This window comes from Sorangium sp. So ce321 (genome assembly GCF_051530195.1).
Lineage (GTDB): Bacteria > Myxococcota_A > Polyangia > Polyangiales > Polyangiaceae > Sorangium.
Map to the genome: position 1 here is coordinate 8,458,471 of NZ_CP150329.1, position 20,652 is coordinate 8,479,122.

The 20,652-nt window shown below is 69.5% G+C and carries 15 protein-coding genes; 9 read left to right on the top strand and 6 right to left on the bottom strand.

Annotated elements, in window-relative coordinates; genetic code table 11:
* Positions 1-41: 41 nt before the first annotated feature.
* The 3 genes from WME89_RS31210 (at position 42) to WME89_RS31220 (ending at position 2,190) form a co-directional block, all read left to right on the top strand.
* Positions 42-536, top strand: a complete 495-nt coding sequence (locus WME89_RS31210; RefSeq protein WP_438003321.1) for a hypothetical protein — start codon at positions 42-44, stop codon at positions 534-536.
* A gap of 448 nt (positions 537-984) precedes the next feature.
* Positions 985-1,854 (top strand): formate/nitrite transporter family protein, encoded by an 870-nt coding sequence (locus tag WME89_RS31215; RefSeq protein ID WP_438003322.1) that lies wholly within the window; start codon positions 985-987, stop codon positions 1,852-1,854.
* Between the two features lie 135 nt (positions 1,855-1,989).
* On the top strand, positions 1,990-2,190 hold the full coding sequence (locus WME89_RS31220; protein ID WP_438003323.1) for a hypothetical protein: 201 nt from the start codon (positions 1,990-1,992) through the stop codon (positions 2,188-2,190).
* A gap of 297 nt (positions 2,191-2,487) precedes the next feature.
* Here the strand turns inward: WME89_RS31220 and WME89_RS31225 are convergent, their stop codons facing one another.
* On the bottom strand, positions 2,488-3,270 hold the full coding sequence (locus WME89_RS31225; protein WP_438003324.1) for a Kazal-type serine protease inhibitor family protein: 783 nt from the start codon (positions 3,268-3,270) through the stop codon (positions 2,488-2,490).
* A gap of 904 nt (positions 3,271-4,174) precedes the next feature.
* Between WME89_RS31225 and WME89_RS31230 the strand changes: the two genes are divergently transcribed.
* On the top strand, positions 4,175-6,667 hold the full coding sequence (locus WME89_RS31230; RefSeq protein WP_438003325.1) for a MopE-related protein: 2,493 nt from the start codon (positions 4,175-4,177) through the stop codon (positions 6,665-6,667).
* Between the two features lie 268 nt (positions 6,668-6,935).
* On the opposite strand, the gene WME89_RS31235 is transcribed toward WME89_RS31230, so the two are convergent.
* Positions 6,936-7,934, bottom strand: coding sequence for a hypothetical protein (locus WME89_RS31235; RefSeq protein ID WP_438003326.1), 999 nt, complete (start codon positions 7,932-7,934; stop codon positions 6,936-6,938).
* 647 nt (positions 7,935-8,581) lie between these two features.
* Between WME89_RS31235 and WME89_RS31240 the strand changes: the two genes are divergently transcribed.
* The 3 genes from WME89_RS31240 to WME89_RS31250 all read left to right on the top strand — a co-directional run bounded on the left by WME89_RS31240 (position 8,582) and on the right by WME89_RS31250 (position 12,708).
* Positions 8,582-9,505 (top strand): helix-turn-helix domain-containing protein, encoded by a 924-nt coding sequence (locus tag WME89_RS31240; protein WP_438003327.1) that lies wholly within the window; start codon positions 8,582-8,584, stop codon positions 9,503-9,505.
* 142 nt (positions 9,506-9,647) lie between these two features.
* The gene (locus tag WME89_RS31245) at positions 9,648-10,037 is read left to right on the top strand and encodes a nuclear transport factor 2 family protein (RefSeq protein ID WP_438003328.1); all 390 of its coding nucleotides are present in this window, start codon (positions 9,648-9,650) and stop codon (positions 10,035-10,037) included.
* Between the two features lie 670 nt (positions 10,038-10,707).
* Positions 10,708-12,708, top strand: coding sequence for a hypothetical protein (locus WME89_RS31250; RefSeq protein WP_438003329.1), 2,001 nt, complete (start codon positions 10,708-10,710; stop codon positions 12,706-12,708).
* 65 nt (positions 12,709-12,773) lie between these two features.
* Here the strand turns inward: WME89_RS31250 and WME89_RS31255 are convergent, their stop codons facing one another.
* On the bottom strand, positions 12,774-13,895 hold the full coding sequence (locus WME89_RS31255; protein ID WP_438003330.1) for an actin, cytoplasmic 2: 1,122 nt from the start codon (positions 13,893-13,895) through the stop codon (positions 12,774-12,776).
* Between the two features lie 95 nt (positions 13,896-13,990).
* The gene (locus tag WME89_RS31260; protein WP_438003331.1) at positions 13,991-15,604 is read right to left on the bottom strand and encodes a spherulation-specific family 4 protein; all 1,614 of its coding nucleotides are present in this window, start codon (positions 15,602-15,604) and stop codon (positions 13,991-13,993) included.
* A gap of 587 nt (positions 15,605-16,191) precedes the next feature.
* Here WME89_RS31260 and WME89_RS31265 point away from each other — a divergent pair.
* Together WME89_RS31265 and WME89_RS31270 are read left to right on the top strand one after the other, a co-directional pair.
* Complete coding sequence (locus WME89_RS31265; protein WP_438003332.1) at positions 16,192-17,619, top strand: hypothetical protein; 1,428 nt, start codon at positions 16,192-16,194, stop codon at positions 17,617-17,619.
* Between the two features lie 254 nt (positions 17,620-17,873).
* A complete protein-coding gene (locus WME89_RS31270) occupies positions 17,874-18,569 on the top strand; it encodes a hypothetical protein (RefSeq protein WP_438003333.1) in 696 nt (231 codons plus the stop codon).
* A gap of 7 nt (positions 18,570-18,576) precedes the next feature.
* Here the strand turns inward: WME89_RS31270 and WME89_RS31275 are convergent, their stop codons facing one another.
* Positions 18,577-19,365 (bottom strand): DUF72 domain-containing protein, encoded by a 789-nt coding sequence (locus tag WME89_RS31275; protein WP_438003334.1) that lies wholly within the window; start codon positions 19,363-19,365, stop codon positions 18,577-18,579.
* Between the two features lie 161 nt (positions 19,366-19,526).
* On the bottom strand, positions 19,527-20,483 hold the full coding sequence (locus WME89_RS31280; protein ID WP_438003335.1) for an immunoglobulin-like domain-containing protein: 957 nt from the start codon (positions 20,481-20,483) through the stop codon (positions 19,527-19,529).
* Positions 20,484-20,652: the final 169 nt, after the last annotated feature.

Below are 20,652 nucleotides of genomic sequence, written 5' to 3' on the forward strand. Positions count from 1 at the left end.
GGCCCCTTTCCTCCGCTGGTCATCGCATGGAGAGGCGTTCGATGCGCGCATGGCTGTCGTTGTCGTTGCTGTTCGTCGGCGGGTGCGGTGGTACGGAAGCCGTCCCGGAGGAATCGACGGGACCGAGGCGGGTGACGCTCGTGACGCCGTCGGCCGCGACCGAGAGCGACGGCGTGCGGCTCGCCGACGGCGCCATCGTCGCGGGCGGCGGCGACCTGAGCCTCTATCAGGCGATGGTGCTCTCGCTCTCCTCGCCCACGCCGGGCTCCCTCTGCGCGAAGGGGATCTTCAGCGCGCTGGGCGACGTCCCGACGGAGGTCGACACCTGCCCGGCGGGGCTCACGGGCAGCTGGGAGCAGAGGACGTACCTGAGCGGGGCGACGACGCACACGACCGAGCAGTCGTCCGTCATCGGGCTCGGCCTCCTCGTGTGGAACGCGGACCACACGGCGCTCTACCGCCTGCGCGTCATCGGCGATTCGTATGACGGACAGGGGGTCTCGACGGCGACGTTCGACGTCGAGCCCGTGCCGTAGACGGCGCGGCCGGCGGGAACCCTTCTCATGAGCCTCGGCAGCCCTCCCGCCTGGGGGAGGAGGAAGTCCAGATGTTTCGGTGACGTCTAGTCCCACCTCTGGGACCCTTCATCCACGATTCCGATTCGCAGGACAGGACAGGGCAGACGCGCTTCGGCTGGTCCACCTGGGGCGGCGTGGAAGGGGATCCCGGCGCCGGCCCCAAGCCTCGCTTCTCGATAAATCCTATATCGATCGTCAACGGAAACATTGACGAAACGAAGCCCCGTCTACATTCCGCGGTGACGTCGTGGGAGCTCGATCGCTCCGGCACACGCCGGGGCGATCCGTGCGCGCTGCCGCCCAGGCCGCGCCGGCCAGCGCGGCGCGGCCTGCCAGGGGCGGGCGCGCCAAGCTCGAGTCCTATCGCCAGTCGCCAGTCACGTCTTCACGGAGGAAAGCCAAGCTTATGTCCTATTTGGCGCCGACAGAATTTGTCACCAAGATGGTCGATGCGGGCGAGTCCAAGGTCTTCATGTCGACCCGGGACACGTTGATCCGAGCCTACATGGCCGGCGCGCTGCTCGCGCTCGCCGCCGTCTTCGCGGTGATGGTCACCCAGCAGACGGGCTACCCGATCATCGGCGCGATGCTGTTCCCGGTCGGCTTCTGCATGCTGTACCTGCTGGGCTTCGATCTGCTCACGGGCGTGTTCGTGCTGTCGCCGCTGGCGCTGATCGATCGCCGCAAGGGCGTCACCCTGGGCGGCGTCCTGCGCAACTGGGGCCTGGTCTTCACGGGCAACTTCGCCGGCGCCGTCACCGTCGCCGTGATGATGGCGGTCGTCTTCACCTTCGGCTTCTCCACGGAGCCGAACGCCGTCGGCAAGGCCATCTCCGGCATCGGCGAGGCGCGCACGCTCGGCTACAAGGAGTATGGCGCCGCCGGCATGCTGACGCTCTTCGTGCGCGGCGTGCTCTGTAACTGGATGGTCTCGACCGGCGTGGTCGGCGCGATGATCTCCAACACCGTCGGCGGCAAGGTGACGGCGATGTGGATGCCCATCATGCTGTTCTTCGCGATGACGTTCGAGCACTCCGTGGTGAACATGTTCCTGTTCCCGTCGGCCATGCTCATGGGCGGCAACTTCTCGGTCGTGGACTACATCGTGTGGAACGAGATCCCGACCGTCGTCGGCAACATGCTCGGCGGCATCACCTTCACGGGCCTCACCCTGTACGCCACCCACCTCAAGACCGCCCCCAAGCACGTCCCCGCCGCCAGGGAGCGCGAGCTCTCCGCCGAGCCGCTCCGCGCCTCCGCCAGCTCCGCCTCCTGACGCGCCCGCAAGCAAGCGGCCCGCCCCCGGCGCTGCGCACCTCCAGAATCCACGTCCGCAGCCCTTGGCAGCACAGGCCGTGCGTCCGACGGCGGCTGGGCCCCGGCGGCAAAGCCCAGCGAGCAGGCCGCCTGCATGCTCATCGGCGAGCATGCCTACGGCCCGACGCCGACCCGCGAGCACGAAGCGATGACCCTGGAGCTACGCCACCTCGGCTCGGAGCTGCACGTCCCGCTCACGGCCCACGTCATCGTCACCCCTTGGAGCGCCTCAATCTCCCGCCGCAGACGCGCCTCCGCCTCCCGCGACCGCGAGAGATCGGCTTTCTGCGCCTGAAGGACGCGGTGCAGATGGCGCCGCTCGACGAGCTACGGGCGGTTGAGGTGAAGGCGCTGGATGTGAAACCAGCCGCGAGGCGTGAGCCCGATCAGCCGGCCGTGGACCGTCTCCTCGACGTGCGCGCCGAGATCGTCATGCTGAGGGCGAAGAAGCCGCAAGCGTCAGGAGCATCGTGCGCAGGGACATAGCGGCCACCTTCGCGCTCGCTCCTCGCATCGTCGATCATGGCGTACCCCCTCCCCCCGACCCGCCGCAGGAGCCGAGGCCCGGGCACGCGACGCCCGCAATGCCGCCTCAGAACGGCGCGGTGGGGGCGGCGCAGGCGCCGTCGATCCAGCGACTCTTGGCAAACCCATCGACGCCGGCCCTTCCGCGGACGGCCACCTTCAGCTCGCACAGGTTACCGTACGTCTCCTCGGGATCGGTGAAGACCTGGCCGCAGACGGGCGCGTACTGCCTCGTGCAAATCTGGGGCTGATCGACGCAAGTCCCCTCGCGGATGGCTTCATTGATCAGATAAGGCGCGATCGGGGCGAGGATCGCGCTGCCCTCTTCGTAGGTCTTCACGTTTTGAGCAAAGAACGACGGGTACGGGGTGCCGGTCTCGTCGGTGGTCTGAAACTCGACGCAGAACGTCTTCGCCTTCGAGAAGGTGCCGCTGGTTCCAAACGCTCCCACAAGGTTCGTCGGCGCTCCGTGCTCCAGGCGAACGCGGTACCAGCTCACGTCGTACGCGTCGGAGAGCAGCGAGACATAGTATTGAGCGCCTGCGCGGTAGAGGAACCAGACGCCCGACTCGCCCGACGGGCAGGGCGTCCTGATGCAGCGGATGCCCGTATCGAGCGCATACGAACCGTCGGCGTCGAGCTGCAGCGTGGGGAACGCCCTGTCGCTGTCCTGCCAGGCGCCGATCAGCTGCGGACCGATGCTCGATCCATGCAGGGCCTGGGTCGTCATCTCGACCTGCGAGGCGTCGTCGCTCTCGCCGGTATCGACTGCGCAGCCGCTCAGGGCGACAGCGCCAACGAGAAAGAGCGATGAAAAGAACCGGATCGATCTGTTCGTGACATACATCATATCGAGTGTGGATACCTCGGTTGTTGAGAAAGACTGCACCCTCGCGGTGCGTCGACGCCAGCGGGTTGGTGAGCAAGACGTGTCCGTGGCGCACGTCTGCCCAGCGACCTTCCGTACGCGCGGCATGGGAGCACGCGAGCACGCGGAGAAAGGCCTTTCAGTCGCTCTGGAAAGAATCAGCGCGAAAGGATCCTTGAGTTACAATGTGGGACACGTAATGTCCTCTGTCCAGAGGGACGGTAGTTTTCTTTTGTTCATCCGTAGAGATATTTCAACTTTGCAAGGCGTGCGCGGAGATTCACCTGTCGGGATCGACGGCGCGTCGGGAGCCGCAGAGCTCTCGCTCCTGTCATGCCGCTGGGCACGCGCGCCGCCCGAGCCTTCGTGGGCGCCACCTGACCCGCCCCGCACTCCGCGCCTGCACAGTCAGGTCGCTTCCAGCCCGGGTGGAGGCGGGACACGAGGGCGCGCCCCGGGCGGCATGAGGTGGGACGAAGGGGCCCGGCGGGCCCGGTGCCCAGGATGTCCGCATGACCGGGCAACCCCTTGCGCAGCCGCGCCGCCTGCTCGGGCTTGAGCGGCGTCGAGCGCGTCACGCCCAGCATGTGAGCGATCACCGCCGCCCCGGTCGCCGACACAGGCGAGAGTCTGTGAATGAGCATAGAAGAGGGTTCGTATCCGCGTCCGCGCCGGCTCACAGGAGCCGCGCGTCTCCACTTCTGAACGTTACTTAACCCTACTTAACAGGCGCGCATTCTATGTGTCCTGTCGCTCTGCGTAGAGCCGATGCGCGGTGGCCGGTGCGCGACGATCGAGGATCGACGATCACCGCCGCCGGCGTCCGCGCGTCTCCATGACGTACCGGAGTCACAGAATGTCCAATAGTAACCGACAGAATCGCGAAATGACGCGCAGCTGGTGGGCGAGCATCGCCTCTCGGGGCGCCGCGCTCTCGGCGGGGCTGCTGGTGCTCGGCGGCTGCGCCGTCGAGATCAGCGAGCCAGGCGCCGACCGGAGCGCCGCGCCGGCCGAGGAGCAGGTCTCGTCGCTGCCGGCCGATCCCTCCGAGCGCGCGGTGCCCGCCCCCTCGGAGCTCGGCCTCACCCGGGACTACCTCATGCCGCCGGAGGACGGCGGTCCCTCGCCGTACGCCCTCCTGCGGGACCTCCCCGACGGGACCACCGTCACGTATGTGGCCTTCGACTCCGCTTCGTACTCGCTGCGGCAGTTCAACGGCAAGCACACCGCGCTGCTCCTGTCGCAGGCCCTGCTCGACGAGATCGGGCTCGCGCGGGTCCGGCAGATCATCGACGACGCCGACCTGCTCTACAAGACCAAGGCCGAGATCACGGGCGCAGAGCCCCCCGGGACAGGGCTCTTGAGGATCGCCGTCGTCGACGTCACGTGCGGTTACGGCTGCGGGTACGTGAACGCGAAGGGCATCGAGATCGTCCCCGACGCGGTGAGGGGCGAGAGCGGCATCAACGTCATCAACCACGAGCTGAACCACAACTTCGACTCGCTGAGCCCCTTCCTGTTCACCAACGCGGACTCGGCGCACGCCTGGACCGAGGTCCTGGACGACCCCACCCACGTCTACCTGGAGCGCGGCGGCAGCCCGCGCGGCAACGGGCAGGCGCTGACGAACCCCGAGTTCATGACGTTCAAGCGCAAGGAGCGGCTGAATCCCTACGAGGAGTTCCCCGGCGCGAGCTGGCAGACGTGCATCGCGAACCAGGCCTGCGACCCGGCCGGCGGCTGGTCGGCGCAGAGCCTCTCCGTGCACACGCAGTCCGGCATCGCGCTCCGGGTCTTCGAGCTGTTCGGCGTCAAGCAGCCGCTCAGGACCTGGGTGCAGCAGGCGCGATCGCTGGTCCAGAGCCGCGGCTATGTGTGGGACAGCTTCACCCCCGAGCAGCGCCGCGAGTTCCTGCTGGAGACGCTCAGCCTGGGCGTGCAGGCGAACCTGTCCTGCTTCTACGACGCCTGGAACTGGCCCGTCTCCACGACCCTGCGGGCGAGCTTGACGGCCCAGTTCGGCGCCACGAACCCGTACTGCAGCGACGCCGACGCCGACGGCTTCACGAGGCAGAAGGGCGACTGCAACGACACGAACGCGGCGATCAAGCCGAGCGCCGTCGAGACGGTCAACAACGTCGACGACAACTGCAACGGCGTGAAGGACGATGTGCTCGTCCAGGAGAGCGGCGACTTCCCGAACGACCAGTCCGCGGCGCAGGCGGTCGGGTTTCCGGCGCGCATCCGGGGCTCCTCGGGCGGCGACGACTGGGATCACTTCTCGATCAACCTGGCCTCCACGACGACCGTGCGGTTCCAGCTCCGCTCCCTGGACACGTACGCCGCCTGGTTCGACGTCTACAACCAGAGCGCCCCCGGCTCGCTGGACGCGTTCTGGATCTGGTCCGGCGACGTGAACGTGTCGAAGGTCACGCTCGGCCCCGGGACGTGGAAGTTCTCCGTCTGGGGCGCGGACGCGGGGAACTACGAGCTGATCGTGCAGCCGGACGCGACGTTCCCGGTCACGGTCCCCGACCTCTGGCCGATCAGCTGGACGCCTGACGCCGTGTCGAACCCGTCCGCGAACCAGTACGTGTTCCCCGCGCAGTCCGTGCCCGGGGCGCTCGCGAGTGTGCCTGGCCTCCAGGTGCGGCACTGGGTGTCGGGTTACGGCTGGGTCGGCACGACGGGGGCAGGCACCTCGTTCACGTGGTCCGCGCCGGCCGGGACCGATCCGCAGGAGCTCGTGTATCGCTCCCAGTTCGTGTCGTCATCGGTCCTCCCGGTGTGGCCGCTGAGCCAGCACCGGAACGTCTCTGCGCTGTCGTGGACCTCTCAGGACGTCGGCGCCCCGGCGGCGCCCGGCAGCACGAGCCGGTGGGTCGACAACTTCGCGATCGAGGGCTCGGGCGCGGGCATCACGGGCACGGCGGACGCATTCCGCTTCTCGTGGGTCAAGGTGAACGGCGACGCCACGATCGTCGCGCGCGTGGTGAGCCTCGAGAACACGAGCGCCTCGGCGCTCGCGGGGGTGACCATCCGGGAGACGCTGAACACGAACGCGAAGCACGCGACCGTGGCCGTGACGCCGAGCAGCACGATCCGCTTCCAGCGCAGGACGTCGAGCGGCGGCTCGACCTCGAGCTCCACCGCGACCCAGAGCGAGACCGCGCCGCGGTGGCTGAAGGTCCAGCGCACCGGGAGCACGTTCCAGGTCTATCGCTCGACCGACGGGGCGAGCTGGACCTCGGTGGGCAGCGCGACCATCAGCATGAGCTCGACGGTGTACGTGGGCGTCGCGGCCACGTCGGCGAGCGGCTCACTCACCGGGACCGCGCAGGTCGACGACGTCGCGGTGACCGGGACCATCGTGCCCTGAAGCCCGGCGCTCTGCCGGCGATGCCCGGCGCTTACCGGGCGTGACATGCCTGCTACCGTCATCGGCGCGCGGCTTCCAGGGTCGTGCGCCGATGACCGACCCCTCCCCCGCGCCCGGAGGTGGCCCCGATGAGCCCGGTGAGCCGCGCCCCCCGTGGACGCCCGCGCCGAGACGGCGGAAGCCTCCCGCGTCCCCCCCAGCGCGATGTTGGCCGCCACCGTCACCCTCGCCCTCCCCGAAGCGCTCTACCAGCGCCGGGAGCGCGGCCTCATGGCTGGGGGACGACCTCGTTCGTGGGGTTGCCGTCGATGTCGCCGACCACGTTGTTGGACCAATCAGCGTACGTACACGTCGCGCACGACGTCGTGTAACCCCAGTGGCTCGGGCCGAAGACGTTGTTGCGCAGGATCATGTCCTCGCCGTTCTCGGGGTAGAAGTCGTAGGCGCCGAGCGAGACGAAGTTGTCGTGGACATCGTAGTTCCGCAGCGTCGAGCCATCGACGCTCTGGGTGAAGAGCACGGCGGTGATGGCCTGCCAGTAGTCCGGCACCTCGTTGCCCGTGGCGGCGTCGACGCCCGGCTCGAGCCGGTTGTGGCCGATCTCGAGCGGCCCGCTGCCCCCGTACGGGAAGACACCGCCCGTATGCGCGAGAGAGGGGTCCGCCAGGTGCGCGATGTAGTTGTCGTGCAACCAGCTCTGCTCGATGAGGGTGTTCTGGCCGCAAAGGCACATTCCACCGGTATTGGCGACGTCCACCCGGGTCAAGCGGATGGTGCACGTCGCGCAGGCGTTCACGGCATGCTCGGTGAGGGCGGCGTTCGTACCGCCGAGACCGACCGGCTCGGGGCGAATGGTGGTATCGCTGATGTTCAACGTGAGCGGCGCGGACTCGTCGGCGTTGACCAGAATGCTGCGGTTCGTGGAGCCGGGCGGCGGCGCGATGATCGAGTTGGTGATGTTGACCGTGCCGTGGCAGCCGGTGCCGATGTAAATGAACGCGTGGAAATACATGTGGTCCAGATTGACGGTGCCGTCGCAATCGTACAGATCCCACTCTTTGCTCAGTTCGTCGCTGGGCCACACTTCCGTGTACCCGGGCGGCACCGGGAGCTTTGGATCGGACTGGGCGTAGGTGCCCACGCCGGGCGCGCCGACGGTGAAGCGATCGGGGTAGCCCCTGGCGCTTGGCGCGTCGCCGCCGCCTGCTCCACCACCGCTCCCGCCGCTCGTGCCTCCGCCGCCGCTGCCTCCGGTGCCTGAAGACATGGATGAGGAGCTGGGCTTCACCTCGCCGTCACCGCACCCTGCGAGGAGGGCGCTCAGCAAGACTACCCCCGGCAAGCTGGGTCCGAGGCCTGCTGCAGGACGATTGGCCGCTCTCTTCATGAGATCTCCTTCGCTTTCGGGGACGTCGCGTCGCTCGTGATCGGAGTTGCAGCCCGAGCAGCCCGCGGCCTGTTGCACGCCGGTTCTCACCCTCATGGGCCACTCGTCTTCAGGGTCATGGAGTCCGGAGGACGGACCCAGACGACCGTCGGTGAACGTGCCGCATATCGAGGGCAGCGTCGATCGAATTCATCAACGCCCGGCGCCTCGCGGGGGGGTTCGGCTGGCACCTTCAGCGAGGCGCGCCGGGTCGAGAGGGCGAGTCAGCGGCGACGGGCTCGCCCCCGCCGGCAGCGATGACAAGCTGCTCGCCGGCCACCCGCCCACGACGCGAGCGCGCCGAAGGGGATATCGCGCTCGGGCGGCGAGAGATCGCCCTGGAGGGAGAGGTGAGCGCGTGCGCGCCCTTCGCCCTCGCGGGTCACGGTCGGGCGCGCGCGCGACCGTGGCGGCCCACGCGCGCAGGTGCCACACTCGCGTTCGAGCTCGCGCGGCCGTCCACACGCCTGTCGCTGCGCCCACGCACCGTGTCGCAGAACGTCAACCTGCAGCTGCTCCACCTCGCGCAGCGCGTCCGCCCGCCCGACGCGCACGCGCCCGACCCCGCCCTGCAGGCCCTCAGCCCCGCGGCGCCGCTGCGGGCGCTCGTCGCGGAGCGCGCACGCGTCGGTGGGCTCGGCGCCGTCTTCGCGCTGGGCGACGGGCTCGACGCGCTGACCTTCTCGCCGACGCTCTACCTGCTCGAGAGCGCCGCGAGCGTGGCGCAGCTCGCGCATCGCTGGAGCGCGCTCGAGCGCGCGTGGGGCGTGCTCCACCAGACGCGGTTCGCGCTCGACGGCGCCGGCGCCCTGGAGCTCGCGGCGCAGCCGTACGCCGGCGCGCTCGCCCCCGCGAGCCAGACCGTGATGATCACCGGGGTGCTCGCCGCGTTGCTGCGCCGGATGGGCCACGGCGAGCTCGTCGTCGCGGCGCGCGCCGCGCGCGGACCGTGGCGCGAGCTCGCCTGCGACGCCCGCTGGCTCGGGCCCGCGTCGCTCGCCGAGCCGCCGGTCGCGCTCCGCCTCGCGTGGTCGCGCCGGACCGCGCCGGCGCCGTCCGCGCGCCAGGCGTTGCACCCACCGAGCGCCCCGGACGACCCGGTCGCCGCCACGCTCGCGGCGATCGCGCGCGAGCCGCACGCGCCGTGGACGCCGCAGGGCCTCGCGCACGCCACGCGCCAGTCGGTCCGCACGCTGCAACGCCGGCTCGCGGCGCACGGCACCACGGCCTCGGCGCTCGCGCGCCGCGTGCGCATGCGCGACGCCACCGTCGCGATCGCCGGCTCGCTTCGGCCGCTCACCGAGATCGCGCACGCGTGCGGGTTCAGCGACGCGGCCCACCTGGCGCGCGAGTTCCGCGCCGCGTCCGGCCTGCCGCCGAGCGCGTACCGCGCGGTCGCGCGCACGCGCTAGCACGCGCCCACGGCGCGGCGCGCGCGCGCTGCGGCCGACGATTGGCGCGCAGATTCAAGCCCGCCGCGCGCTTCGCTGCGAGGGTGAGCACGCACCGGCGAGCGACCATGCCCCCCGGCGCAGAAAGGCACGCCCCCTCCGTATGAACCCCGAACGCAACAAGCAGATGCTGCTCGAGCTGTACGACGCCGTGGTCGGCAAGCACTGGGACGCCGTCCGCGCGCTGTTGACCGCCGACTTCGTCGACCACAACCCCGACGCGCGCGCCGCGCCCGGGGCGAACGGCTGCGAGGCCTTCATCGCCTATTTCCGCGACGGCGAGACGCCGCTCGACGGCGCGCAGGTCGAGATCCAGCGCATGATCGCCGACGCCGACTACGCCGTGGTGCACTACAAGCTCGTGAACCCGCGGCGGCCGCGCGGCGTCGCGGTGGTCGACATCTTCCGCGTCGACGACGGGCGCTTCTGCGAGCACTGGGACGTACTTCAGGACATCCCGGCCGACGCGCCGAACCCCCGCGCCATGTTCTGAGCGCGCCGCCTCGCCCCCTGATAGGCACCGTCCAGAAAGAGAACGTGCAGGTGTGGATTCAGCCGCAGGTCGATCAGAGATCCGATGAGCTACACATCGGGAGAGGATCTCGACTGCTATCTACGCATCGACGATGAGGCAGCCCTGAGGTCAAGGGCTTGAGCGCTCTCTTTGCGCGTGCGACCCGCACTCCGATGCCCTCTCGGCCCGATCGGCCCCGCCAACTCGCCGAATTTGTGCATGTTTCCGGCGCACCGAGACGGCGTCGCGCTCCGGGCATCACGTCGACGGGCATGTGGGGCAGGGTAGCGCTGGACCGCCGTAAGGCGTCTGGAAGCGCTCCCCTCCTACCCTCTACCAGCTACCCTCTTTCCGCGACGGCGTTCGGTGCGCGCTCGAGGGTCGACCGGCGCTGGTTTCAGCAGGGATCAGGCTGGGAAGCGCCCTTGACCGGCGCAGCGGCCCCATGGTTTACGATCGCATGCGATCCTTTCGTGCTCGCGGCCCTCGGCCCTGGATTGGCCTCTTCGCCGGCGCTCTTGCCATCGGCTGCAGCAGCGTCCGCCCGACGGCCAGACCGAGCGCTCCCGTGACCGCTCCGGCCCCACCGGCCGCGCCTCCGGTGAGCGTCGTGTTTCAACCGAGGTCGACGCTAGCATTCCTGCTGGCGTTGCCGGAGCGGAAGGTGTGGTGGAGCGACGAGAACTACCTGACCCTCTTCGGCCGCCAGACGTCGGCGGAGTCCGCCGATCAAGGGCGCTCTTCGGCCATCGCCTCGCTCCCCATCAACAACCTCTATCCGCGGAGCATCGTGCTCACCCCCGACGGCGCCGACGCCATTGCGATCTCCTTGGTCGTCGCCTCCACCTGGGAAGGGCGCATCGAGCATCTCCCGCACACCCGGGTCGTGGAGCGGTGGAACCTGGCCACGCGCACCCGGCGCTGGTCGCGCACGCTCCCGGACCTGCCTGAAAGAGGCAACTCGTCGGCCCACGCCGATCTGGTGACGCTGGGGCCACAGGGCCTGTACGCGACCCGCTGCATGAGGGTGGGCGCTCCCGCCTGGGACACCCGATGCCTCGTCGCCGCGCTCGACGAGCGCACGGGAGCGCTCGGGCCCACGGAGACGCTCTCGTACACGGACTCCTGGTTCTCGTGGACGGGGCGATTTCAACAGGCGTCGGCAGGGCGGCGCTTCACCCTCGTCGATGGTCGTACGAACAGCTCTCCCTATTTCCTGATCTTCGATGACCGAGGGCGACGCGCCGCGTGGGTGAATGCGTCGTGCGCTCGCTTCGCGGAGGGCGGCCCGGAGGAGAGGCCCACGATCCTGATCGACGAGCAGAGCTCCCTCGAGAAAAACGCCGTCCTCTACGGCCGTTTCAACCTGATCAAGGACGCGAGCGCCTGCCAGTTGCAGCAGGAATCGAAGGAAGCGGAGGAGCACCTGAACAGCCGGAGCCTGCGGCATAGCAGCTTCAGGTGGCTCGGCGGGGGACGCCGGATCGTCTGGAGCTCTTTGACCCAGCGCGGCTCGGAGCGCGGCCTCGAGTGGGACGAGCTGCCCAAGGCGCACGTCCTCGATGTCGACCGCGTGGGTCTCCCCGGGCCGCTGCCCGCGCCGCCCGGCATGGAGAGAAAGCGCGTGCTGCTCTCCGGATCGGGCTCGGATCTGTATGCGCAAGCGGACAAGGGCTTCTTTCATCTGGAGGAGACCGGCTTCGTGCTCGATTCGGCGCCGCCGGCGCCGGGCTATGTCCTGAACCAGCGAGACGATGTCCTCCTGGCCGGTAACTACCAGGGGCTCGACGCTAGCAAGTTCCGCCTCTTGCTGGGCAAGCGGCAGCCGGGCAAGGGAATCGCCTGGCAACGGATCTCCGCCGTCTCACAGTTCACCCCTGACTTCGTCTCGTTCGAGGACGCGGGGCGCCCGCGGATCCTGATCGCCGGCGGGAAGGAGGGGCTGCAGTGGATCGACGCGCGGACGGGGCAAATGCTCCTGCGGAGCTGCGGGGGCGGCGCCGAGCCGCCGGGCCGCTGCAGCGACAAGGGCGAGACGGACTACCGCGGGCTGGTGATGTCGAGCGCTCGCAAGACGGCCTTCACGATGCACCTGGGCCTGCAGAGCATCAGGTACAACAATTCCTTCGCCGAGATCGAGCTCTCCACGGGAAAGATCCTGCGAAGCTTCCCGGCGCCGGACTGGGATACGTCGGCCCCCCTGGACTTGCCCATGGGCTGGGTGGAGAAAGAGCGCCGGTTCTGGATCGAGGGAATGCTGATGCACAGCCGTCGGGCCTCCGTCACCATGGTGACCATCCCCGAAGGCGGCGCCGCGCCGCGCTACGACTCCTTCGCCGCCCTGGGGTGGTACCCGGACTTCGGCGCCGATCCCGAGGGTCGTTTTTTCATGTTCGGGCGCGATCACGACACGATCGATGTCTTCGCCCCCGATGGCACCCTGGTGGTCACCCTGGGCACGCCCGACGACGGCGCCTTCGCGCAGGCGAGAGACGGTCGTTTCGCGTGCACGGGCGGCGCCTGCGACGAGCTTCGATGCGTGGTGGGGGACGTGGCTCGTCCGGTCACCGATCCGGCCTGCGCCGCCTTTCGCGTGGAGGGGTTCTCGATCCTCGAGGAGCTCGCCCGCGTCCGCAAGGCGCGCGACTGAACCGACATGGACCTACGCCAACCAGCGTGGCGGCGTCTTCGGTTTCGCTCGTGCTCATGGGCTCTTCAGATGCACTTCTTGTCGACGATCGCGGGGCCGGTCTCGTCGTACTCCGCCCTCGTGACCCACGTCGACTGGAAGGTCTCCAGCGACGCCAGCACCGAGGCGCCGGCGAAGGCGCCGTACCTGCGGTTCTCCGGCGCGACCACCTTCACCTTCACCGACGACGGCGCGAGCGAGGCGATGTCCTTCTGCAGGCGCTCGCAGAGGCCCGGGAGCATCGACGTGCCGCCCGTCAGCACGATGTTGCCGTAGAGCTGCGCGCGCAGCTCGGGGCCGGCCTTCCCGATCGCGTTGTACGTGTCGATGTGCAGGCCGTCCTGCTCGAGACCGCAGAGCGACGGCTTGAGCAGCACCTCCGCGCACTGGAAGCGCGCGTCGCCGAGGGTGACCACCTGCCCTTCGGGGAGCTCGTAGTTCCTTTCGAGCTCCGACGACGCCGCGGCCCTCTGCATCTCGGCGTCGAAGTCCTCGGCGACGTAGGCGAGCTTCTCCTTGATGTCGCGCACGATCTCGCGCTCCGCGGTGGTGGTCATCGAGTAGCCGTAGCTGGCCATGAGCTTCGTCAGGTAGTCGGTGACGAGGTGCCCCGCGAAGGCCAGCCGCGCGCTCGCCTTCGGCAGCACGAAGCCCTCGTGGACGGCAACGATCTGCGAGACGAACTCGCCGACGTCGATCGCGAGCCCGGTCGTGCGCCCCGCCGCGTAGAGCGCGAGCGTGCCCGCCGGCACGAGGTACATCGCGGGCACCTGCAAGGTCTCGAAGAGGATCTGGGCCAGCTTCTGGCGGTTCTCCTTCGGGTCGAGCACGGGCTCGGTGAGGAGGACGGGCTGCGCCGTGGGGTCGGCGCCGAGCTTCCGGAACGCGAAGCGCAGGAGCTCCGTGAGGTCGTCCCAGTCCGTGACCAAGCCGCGCTCGAAGGGCGATCGCAACGTCAGGACACCGCGCTTCTGCACCGCCTCGTCGCCGACGAACGCGGATTTCCGGCCCTGGCCGACCATCACGCCGCTCTGCCGCGGTCGCCCCACGATCGAGGGAAACGTCACGCTCGGCGCCTCGTCACCGACGAACCCCGCCTTGATGGTGCCCGAGCCGATGTCGATGATGACCACCTTGTTGTCTTCCATGGAGCGGCATTATCGCCGCGCCGCTCGCGCGAGCGCAATTGAATGTTACGGCCGAACCTCGGCCACACGTGATACCGCGCCGCGGCGGCGCCGCCTCAGCAGCCCGTGCTCAGCGGGACCGTGAGCGTCTCGCTGTAGGCGTCGGGAGAGCCGCCCTGGAACACCACCACCTGCGTGGTGGCCGCCCCGGTGAACGCGCTGATCGGCACCTCCCAGACATACACATCCTCCGTGGTCGAGACCAGCGGCGAGACCCCGCTCACCAGGACCCACGCCCACCCGGGCCCGGTGTGCCGGTAAAGCCAGCCGTTCTCGATCATGTAATCGATACCGGCGGGCTGCCCCGGAGGGAGGTCGTACCCGGTGGTGGTGTCGTTGTCGCTGTTGATGAACACGCGATGGTAAGCGAACGGATCCACGTACGTGGCCTGGTATCTCGCCACCGAGTCGCCCAGGCACGAGGACGGGCTCAGGATCGGCGCCGCGGCTGCCGCAGGTGTGGCCACGGACAGCGGGCTGCTGGGGTCGCTCGCGTTGCCCGCCGCGTCCCAGGCCTTGACCTGGAATGTGTAGCTCGTGGACGGCAGCAGGCCGGTCACCGTCATCTCGTTGTCGTACGTCGTCCCGATCGAGACACCGTCCTGGAACACCTCATAGCCCGCGGTCGCGACGTCATCCCAGGGGTTGTTCCAGGTCACCGTCACGCGCGCCGTCGAGGTGCCTGACGCGGCCGTCGCGTCGAGGCCGTCCGGCGGATCGGGCGCCAGGGTGTCGTCGACGCCGGCCGCCTCGACCAGCTCGGCGTCCCAGTACGGCGGGAGGGTATCCCAGGGAACGCCGACCACGGCGCCGGCAGCGTCGACGACGATCCGGTCGTCGGTGGCGTACACGAAGCCGGCGTTCTGCTGCTTGCTGCGCGCGACGACCGCGGCCATCGCCGTCTCGTCCGGCACGTCGTAGATGAGGTGCCAGAACTTGTCGGGGCTCGCGCTCTCGAGCTGCCACTGAGCCGTCGGGGAGTCGTCGCCCATGTACCTGGCGTAGCTGCCCTCGAACGTGACGATCGTGTCGGCGACATCCTCGTAACACGGCTCCACCGGGATGCCGGGATTGAGGATGACGTACGCCCCGGGGTAGTTGTTGCTGATGTAGTCGCTGACGGCCGCGTACAGGTCCACGTAGAGGTCCGGCTCGTCCTCGGTGCCGCACATACTGACGACCTGGTCCAGGAAGATGCCGTCGACGCCGTACGCGCCGTAGAGCGCGTACCAGTCGTCGATATCCTGCTGGATCTGCGCCGTCCAGTCGGCGACCGAGCTGCCGCCGCCGCCCGGGCCGTCCGGCCTGGTGGAGTGCGGCGCCACCGGCGGGAAGCCGAAGCCGTAATAGCCGCTGTCCACGTACACGATGGCCATGGCGCCCGCGTCGTGGATCTCCTTAATCGCCTCGGCCCATGCCTGGTTGAACGGCTCCTCTGGCTTCGACCCGCTCCCGTTGATGACGACGATGTCGCTCGTCGGGACATTCTGCGCGAGCCGCGCGAACATCTCGGCTCCGCCTGCGGTGTCCGGCCCCCAGTAGGCCGGTATCGCGGTGCGCTGGTGAGTCGCCTCGTTCGGCGCGGCCGCTGCCGGCGCCGGCGCCAGCAGCGCCGCTCCGGCGAGCCCGACCACGGCCGCGCCCAGGGGTGTCCTGTACTTCCAGGTCATCTCAGCCCTTTCGAATAGAAGAAAGTGGACGGCGGAACATTACAGAGCTCCCGGAGCTTCGCCAGGGAGTGAGCCTGCGCAACGTATCCCTGGAGGCTAACGGCAAAACCTGCTCGGTCAAGCGCTCGACGAGGGAGCGCCCTGCGCGCGCCGCGATCGCGAGCGGCCGAGAGCCATGTTTTCGCCGGAGAAGAGGGCGCCCGCAGGTCGTATTTTGAAATAGTGTAAAGCCGCGGTCAGGGACGAGCAGGAGCGACTCCTCCGGCCAGTCGAGCACGAGACGTTCAGCCGTCGGCTGTCGTGAGCGCGCGTCCACTGCCAGCGAGACCGGACGTCGACACGATACTAGATAGACCATTCACTATGCCGTGCTAGATAGACCATTCACCATGACGTCAACGATACCGATGCAGTCCAGGGTGTCACCCCGCAGGGGGTCACCCGTTCGTGGAGCACGGCCCGCACCCGCGCCGAGCGCCCCCCAGGGGCGGCGCCGCGCGAGCGCGCGGAGCGTCGCCGCCGCTGCTGCGGTCGCGCTGGGCGCCGGCTGCGGCGAGCCCGCGGGGCGGGATCCCGCGCAGGCGGCCATGGCCAACGCGCTCGGCGCCGACAACCTGATCCGCAATCCGTCGTTCGAGGCGAACGCCGCGGAGTGGGCTTCGTGGCAGGGCCACCTCGCCACCGTCGAGCGGCCCGACGCGCCGGAGGGCGCTCGTGTCGGGCGCGTCACCTTCGGCGGCGCCGGGGACGCCTACTCCATCGACGACGATCCGGACATCGTCCCGTGGACGACGGCGGGCACCACCTACCGGGCGTGCGCTTCCGTCGCCGCGGCCTCCTCCTCGGCGGTCGGCAAGCCGATCCGCATCATCCTGCGCGAGCGCACCCCCGCCGGCGAGTGGGTGGCCGTCGCGAGCGCGCCCAGCGTCGCGCTCACGAGCTCGTTTCAGCGGATCTGCGTGGACGCCAGCGTTGCCCGGAGCTTCGACGTGCTCGACGCCTACGTGCTGCAGGAAGACGCGGCGCCGGGCGACGCCTTCGACGTCGACGCCTTCGTGGTGACGACCTCGGCGACGCTGCGCGCCCGGGCCGGCTTCGCCAACGGCTTCATGCAGCGTTACTGGGCCGGCGACACGCTGGCGGCGCGCCTCGATACAATGGCCGGCTCGGGCGCGCACTGGCTGCGCGTCGAGGTCCATGGCTATGACACCACCGATCCGGGCCCGAACTGGGGCGGGTTGGACGGGCTCCTCGATGGCTGGGGCGCGCGCGGCGGGGAGGCCGTGGTGCTGATCATCCTGCACCGCGATCGCGACGAGCAGGGCCGACAGGACCTCGACCCGGACCATTACCGCGCGTTCGCCACGGCCGTCGTGGAGAAGGTCGCGGGGCGCGCGCGTGTATACGAGATCGAGAACGAGCCCGTGTTCGACGACTACGGGGGCGCCTCGCTCGCGGAGAAAGCGCGGCTCTACGCCGAGAACGCGCTGGTGCCCGGGTCGCTCGCCATCAAGGCGGCGGATCCTGCCGCGGTGGTGCTCGCGGGGAGCGGGTCGCTCTACCCGCTCGAGGACGCCCAGCTCTGGATGGAGACGGTCTACACCTACGCGGCTGGGACGTTCGATGGGGTCGCCGCTCACCCGTACACCTGGCCGTGGACTCCCACCCCGGACCACGCCATCTTCCAGAATCTCGACGCCGTCGCGGCGATCCTCGCCGCGCACGGCGACGCCCACAAGCCGATCGTCATCACCGAGTGGGGCGCACCCACGGGCGGAACGGCGCCCAACCCGGGCTTCGTGCCCGTCAGTGAAGAAGAGCATGCGCGCCAGATGCGCGTGTTCTGGGACACGTGGGCCCAGAAGCCGTACGGAGGCCCTGCCTTCGTCTACAGCCTCATCGATGATCCCGACCAGCCCGCGAGCACGGAGGGCCACTTCGGCCTGCTGCGCGCGGACGGCAGCGAGAAGCCGAGCATGGCGGCGTGGACGAGCCGCATCGGGCAAGCGCGCTGACGCGGGTTCGCCAGGGAGCTCGGCGCTGGCGAGCGGCTCCGACGCCAGCGGCAGACGCGTGGGTGACCGGGAGGCGGGCAAGCCGTCCTGCATTTGCCCTCCGCGCTCCGGGCATCACGTCAACGGGCATGTGGGGCAGGATGGCACTGGACCGCCGGAAGGCGTCTGGGAGCGCTACCCTCCTACCCTCTACCCTCGTTCCGCGACAGCGTTCGGCGCGCGCTCACGGGTCGGCCGGCGCTAAAATCGCGCGCATGACGTCCACCGTGACCCGCAACACGGGCTCCACCATCAAGTACGCCGTCATCACGGCGGTGCTCGCCGGCCTCTCGTTCCTCTGTTTCCACGCGATGGTCGACCGCTCCGGTCTGCTGTGGCTGCTCTGTCTGGTCGGCGGCCTCGGGTTCGCGGTGTTCGCGTTCGGGGCGATCCTCGTCGCCAGGGACCTGGCCGGCGTCGCGACGTGCCCGCGCTGCCAGGCGACGCTCACGGAGATCGAGCTCAACCACACCGAGGACCCGGCGTTCTGCGACAAGTGCCAGGCCGCGTACCTCGTCGACAAGCGCGTCCTCACCGTGCTCGCCGGCGACTACGTCCACCCGCAGCCGGGCTTTCCGGTCCCGGTGACGAGCGAGGCGATCCGCTGGCCGGAAGGCTGCTGCGTGTGCGCGAGGCCGGCGACTCGCGGCATCGAGGCGAAGGCGGAGGACGGCCAGACCGGGACCAACGTGGCCGTCGCCGCGGCCGGGCTCGCGCTCGGGGGCATCGCGGTGCGCACCGGCGGCGGCACGAGCTACACGCTGCGCATCCCGCACTGCGCCGAGCACGACGACGGCGCGAAGCTCGAGATCAAGCTGGGAAACGAGCCGCCGCTGCAGATCCGCTTTCGCTCGTACGCCTACCAGCGCCGCTTCCTTGAGCTGAACCCGAAGCCGGCGAAGACCGCGTAGATCTGCTTCAGCCCTTCACTCTCGCGCACGTCTCTTCACTCCGAGCCGCCTCGCTCGGGCGGGTCGGCGGCGAGAGCGCCTCCTGCGTCGCCAGGGCGTCGACCGTCGCCTGGCCCGCGGCGGTGTTGTCGAAGATGCAGAACACCGCCTCGGCCTCACGCACCGATCGCCGCATGCGCTCGAACCAGGCCGCGAGCCGCTCGGGGCCGTAGGCCGAGTAGTAGATGCGCGGGCTGCCGTGCAGCCTGAAGTACGCGACGCGGCTCGAGGCGGCCGCTTCGAGGTTGCCCGGGCCCCGCGGCGGGTCGGCCGCGGCGCGCGCGAGCCCGCGGGCGCCAAGGCAAGCGTCGCCCTCGCCGGTGAACCAGGTGGGGTGGCGCGGCTCGACCGCGATCGGACACGAGAGCTTGTCGCCCAGAACCTCGGCCATCGCGCCCACGTAGGCGGGCTCGAAGGCCCGGCTCGGCGGGAGCTGCACGAGCAGGCAGCCGAACTTCGCGCCGAGCTCGCCGCTGGTCTCGACGAACTCGCGCAGGTGCTCGCGCGCCGCCTCGGCGAGGTCGTCGGCATGGCTGATGTCGCGCGGCAGTTTCAGGGCAAACCTGAAATCGTCTGGCGTCGACGCCGCCCAGCGCGCGTACGTCGACGCCCGGTGCGGGCGGTAAAAACAGCTGTTGATCTCGACCGTCGAAAGCACCCGCGCGTACCGCTCGAGGTGCGTCCCGCCCCCGGGGAACGCCCCGTCGCTCTCCTTCGGGAGCGCCCACCCGGCCGTGCCGACGTAGATGCGTGCCACCCCTGCCCTTTAGCATCGGCCCGGCGGGTGCGGCCACTCGCCGCCGCCACGGCCGGCCCCCTCGGGCGCGCGTCAGCGCCCCCGCGATCGCGACGTCGCCCGTCGCGCGATTGTCTCGGCTGCAGCCCGCCCGGTCAAGCACGTGACGGCACGCGGCGCACTCACGGACGAGCGCGCGAGTATTGAAGGAGCCACCCGTAAATGTCTCGGTCATACGTGTCGTAGCGAGAGTCCCCGGTGCCGAGCCCCTCGCCCGCCAACACCGCCCGCTCCAGCGCGTGATCATGGCGTCCCTCGGGGAACAACGTGAATAGCGCTCGCTCCGCGGGCTCACACGCGTTCAACCGTTGCACGGTCCCGTGGTGGATCGAAACGGGAACTACCGTGTCGTTCAGACCGTGGAACGCCCAGACGGCGAGGTCCGCGATGTCACAATTTATCTGCCCGCCGCCAGCGATCGAGACCAGCGCGGCCAGGTCCGTTGGGTATGTCTGCGCGTACTGCCAGCTGATGTACGAGCCGTCGCTGAACCCGCCCATGTACACGCGTTCCGGATCGACGGCGTACGTCTCGAGCGCGTAGGCCATGAACTGATGTAAGCGCGCGATCTCCGTGGCCGTCACCTCGGCCTCGAAGCGCTGAGGCGAGAGCACGATCAGCGGGCGGGAGTCGTCCCAATCCCCGGCGTCGAGGATACGCGCGACACCGCCGAGCTCGAACGACAGCTCGGGCTGCAGCTGTCTGGAGTGACCCCAGCCGTGATTGTAGATGAGCACGGGGTATCGCGCCTCGGGCTGGAGGCCGTAGTCTTTGGGAAGGTGTTCGTAGTAAGCCAGCTCCGACGACGTACTGCCAAACGGGCGAGCCGACTGCAAGGCTCGCTCCCCTCCGGCACGGACCAAGCGCGACCGAGGTGCGGCCGCTACCCCGGCAGAATTCGTCACGCGGTAGGTCAGCAGGTAGTCACCAGGCCGCCCTGCCTCGAGCGCCTCCAGACCTTCGACCTCCACCGCGCTGGCCAGGTCCCCGTCGCGGGCGTCTAGAGCCGTAAAGCCCGGCTCGGCGTACGCCTCGTCATCCTCCAGCAAAACGACCGCTGGTCCCGTTAACGTCAGCACGGGCACATCGCCTTCCGGCAAGGGCGGGTTCGGTGGCGTCGGCGGGCAGTTGCCCTCGCACTCGCCCGGCTGCGGCTGCTCCGCAGGCGGCGTGCCGGCCACCGGCGCGGACCGGGGCTCCCCACACGCCAGCGCCAAGACGGCGGGACTCAGCAGAGCCCAGAGGCGG

Bases quoted from the DNA above. Each gene is read 5' to 3' on its own strand.
- WME89_RS31245 (WP_438003328.1), top strand. From the start codon at position 9,648: ATGAACCCCGAACGCAACAAGCAGATGCTGCTCGAGCTGTACGACGCC.
- WME89_RS31235 (WP_438003326.1), bottom strand. From the start codon at position 7,934: ATGTCTTCAGGCACCGGAGGCAGCGGCGGCGGAGGCACGAGCGGCGGG.
- WME89_RS31265 (WP_438003332.1), top strand. From the start codon at position 16,192: ATGGCCAACGCGCTCGGCGCCGACAACCTGATCCGCAATCCGTCGTTC.
- WME89_RS31230 (WP_438003325.1), top strand. From the start codon at position 4,175: ATGACGCGCAGCTGGTGGGCGAGCATCGCCTCTCGGGGCGCCGCGCTC.
- WME89_RS31260 (WP_438003331.1), bottom strand. From the start codon at position 15,604: ATGACCTGGAAGTACAGGACACCCCTGGGCGCGGCCGTGGTCGGGCTC.
- WME89_RS31210 (WP_438003321.1), top strand. From the start codon at position 42: ATGCGCGCATGGCTGTCGTTGTCGTTGCTGTTCGTCGGCGGGTGCGGT.
- WME89_RS31220 (WP_438003323.1), top strand. From the start codon at position 1,990: ATGCTCATCGGCGAGCATGCCTACGGCCCGACGCCGACCCGCGAGCAC.
- WME89_RS31255 (WP_438003330.1), bottom strand. From the start codon at position 13,895: ATGGAAGACAACAAGGTGGTCATCATCGACATCGGCTCGGGCACCATC.
- WME89_RS31225 (WP_438003324.1), bottom strand. From the start codon at position 3,270: ATGATGTATGTCACGAACAGATCGATCCGGTTCTTTTCATCGCTCTTT.
- WME89_RS31215 (WP_438003322.1), top strand. From the start codon at position 985: ATGTCCTATTTGGCGCCGACAGAATTTGTCACCAAGATGGTCGATGCG.
- WME89_RS31270 (WP_438003333.1), top strand. From the start codon at position 17,874: ATGACGTCCACCGTGACCCGCAACACGGGCTCCACCATCAAGTACGCC.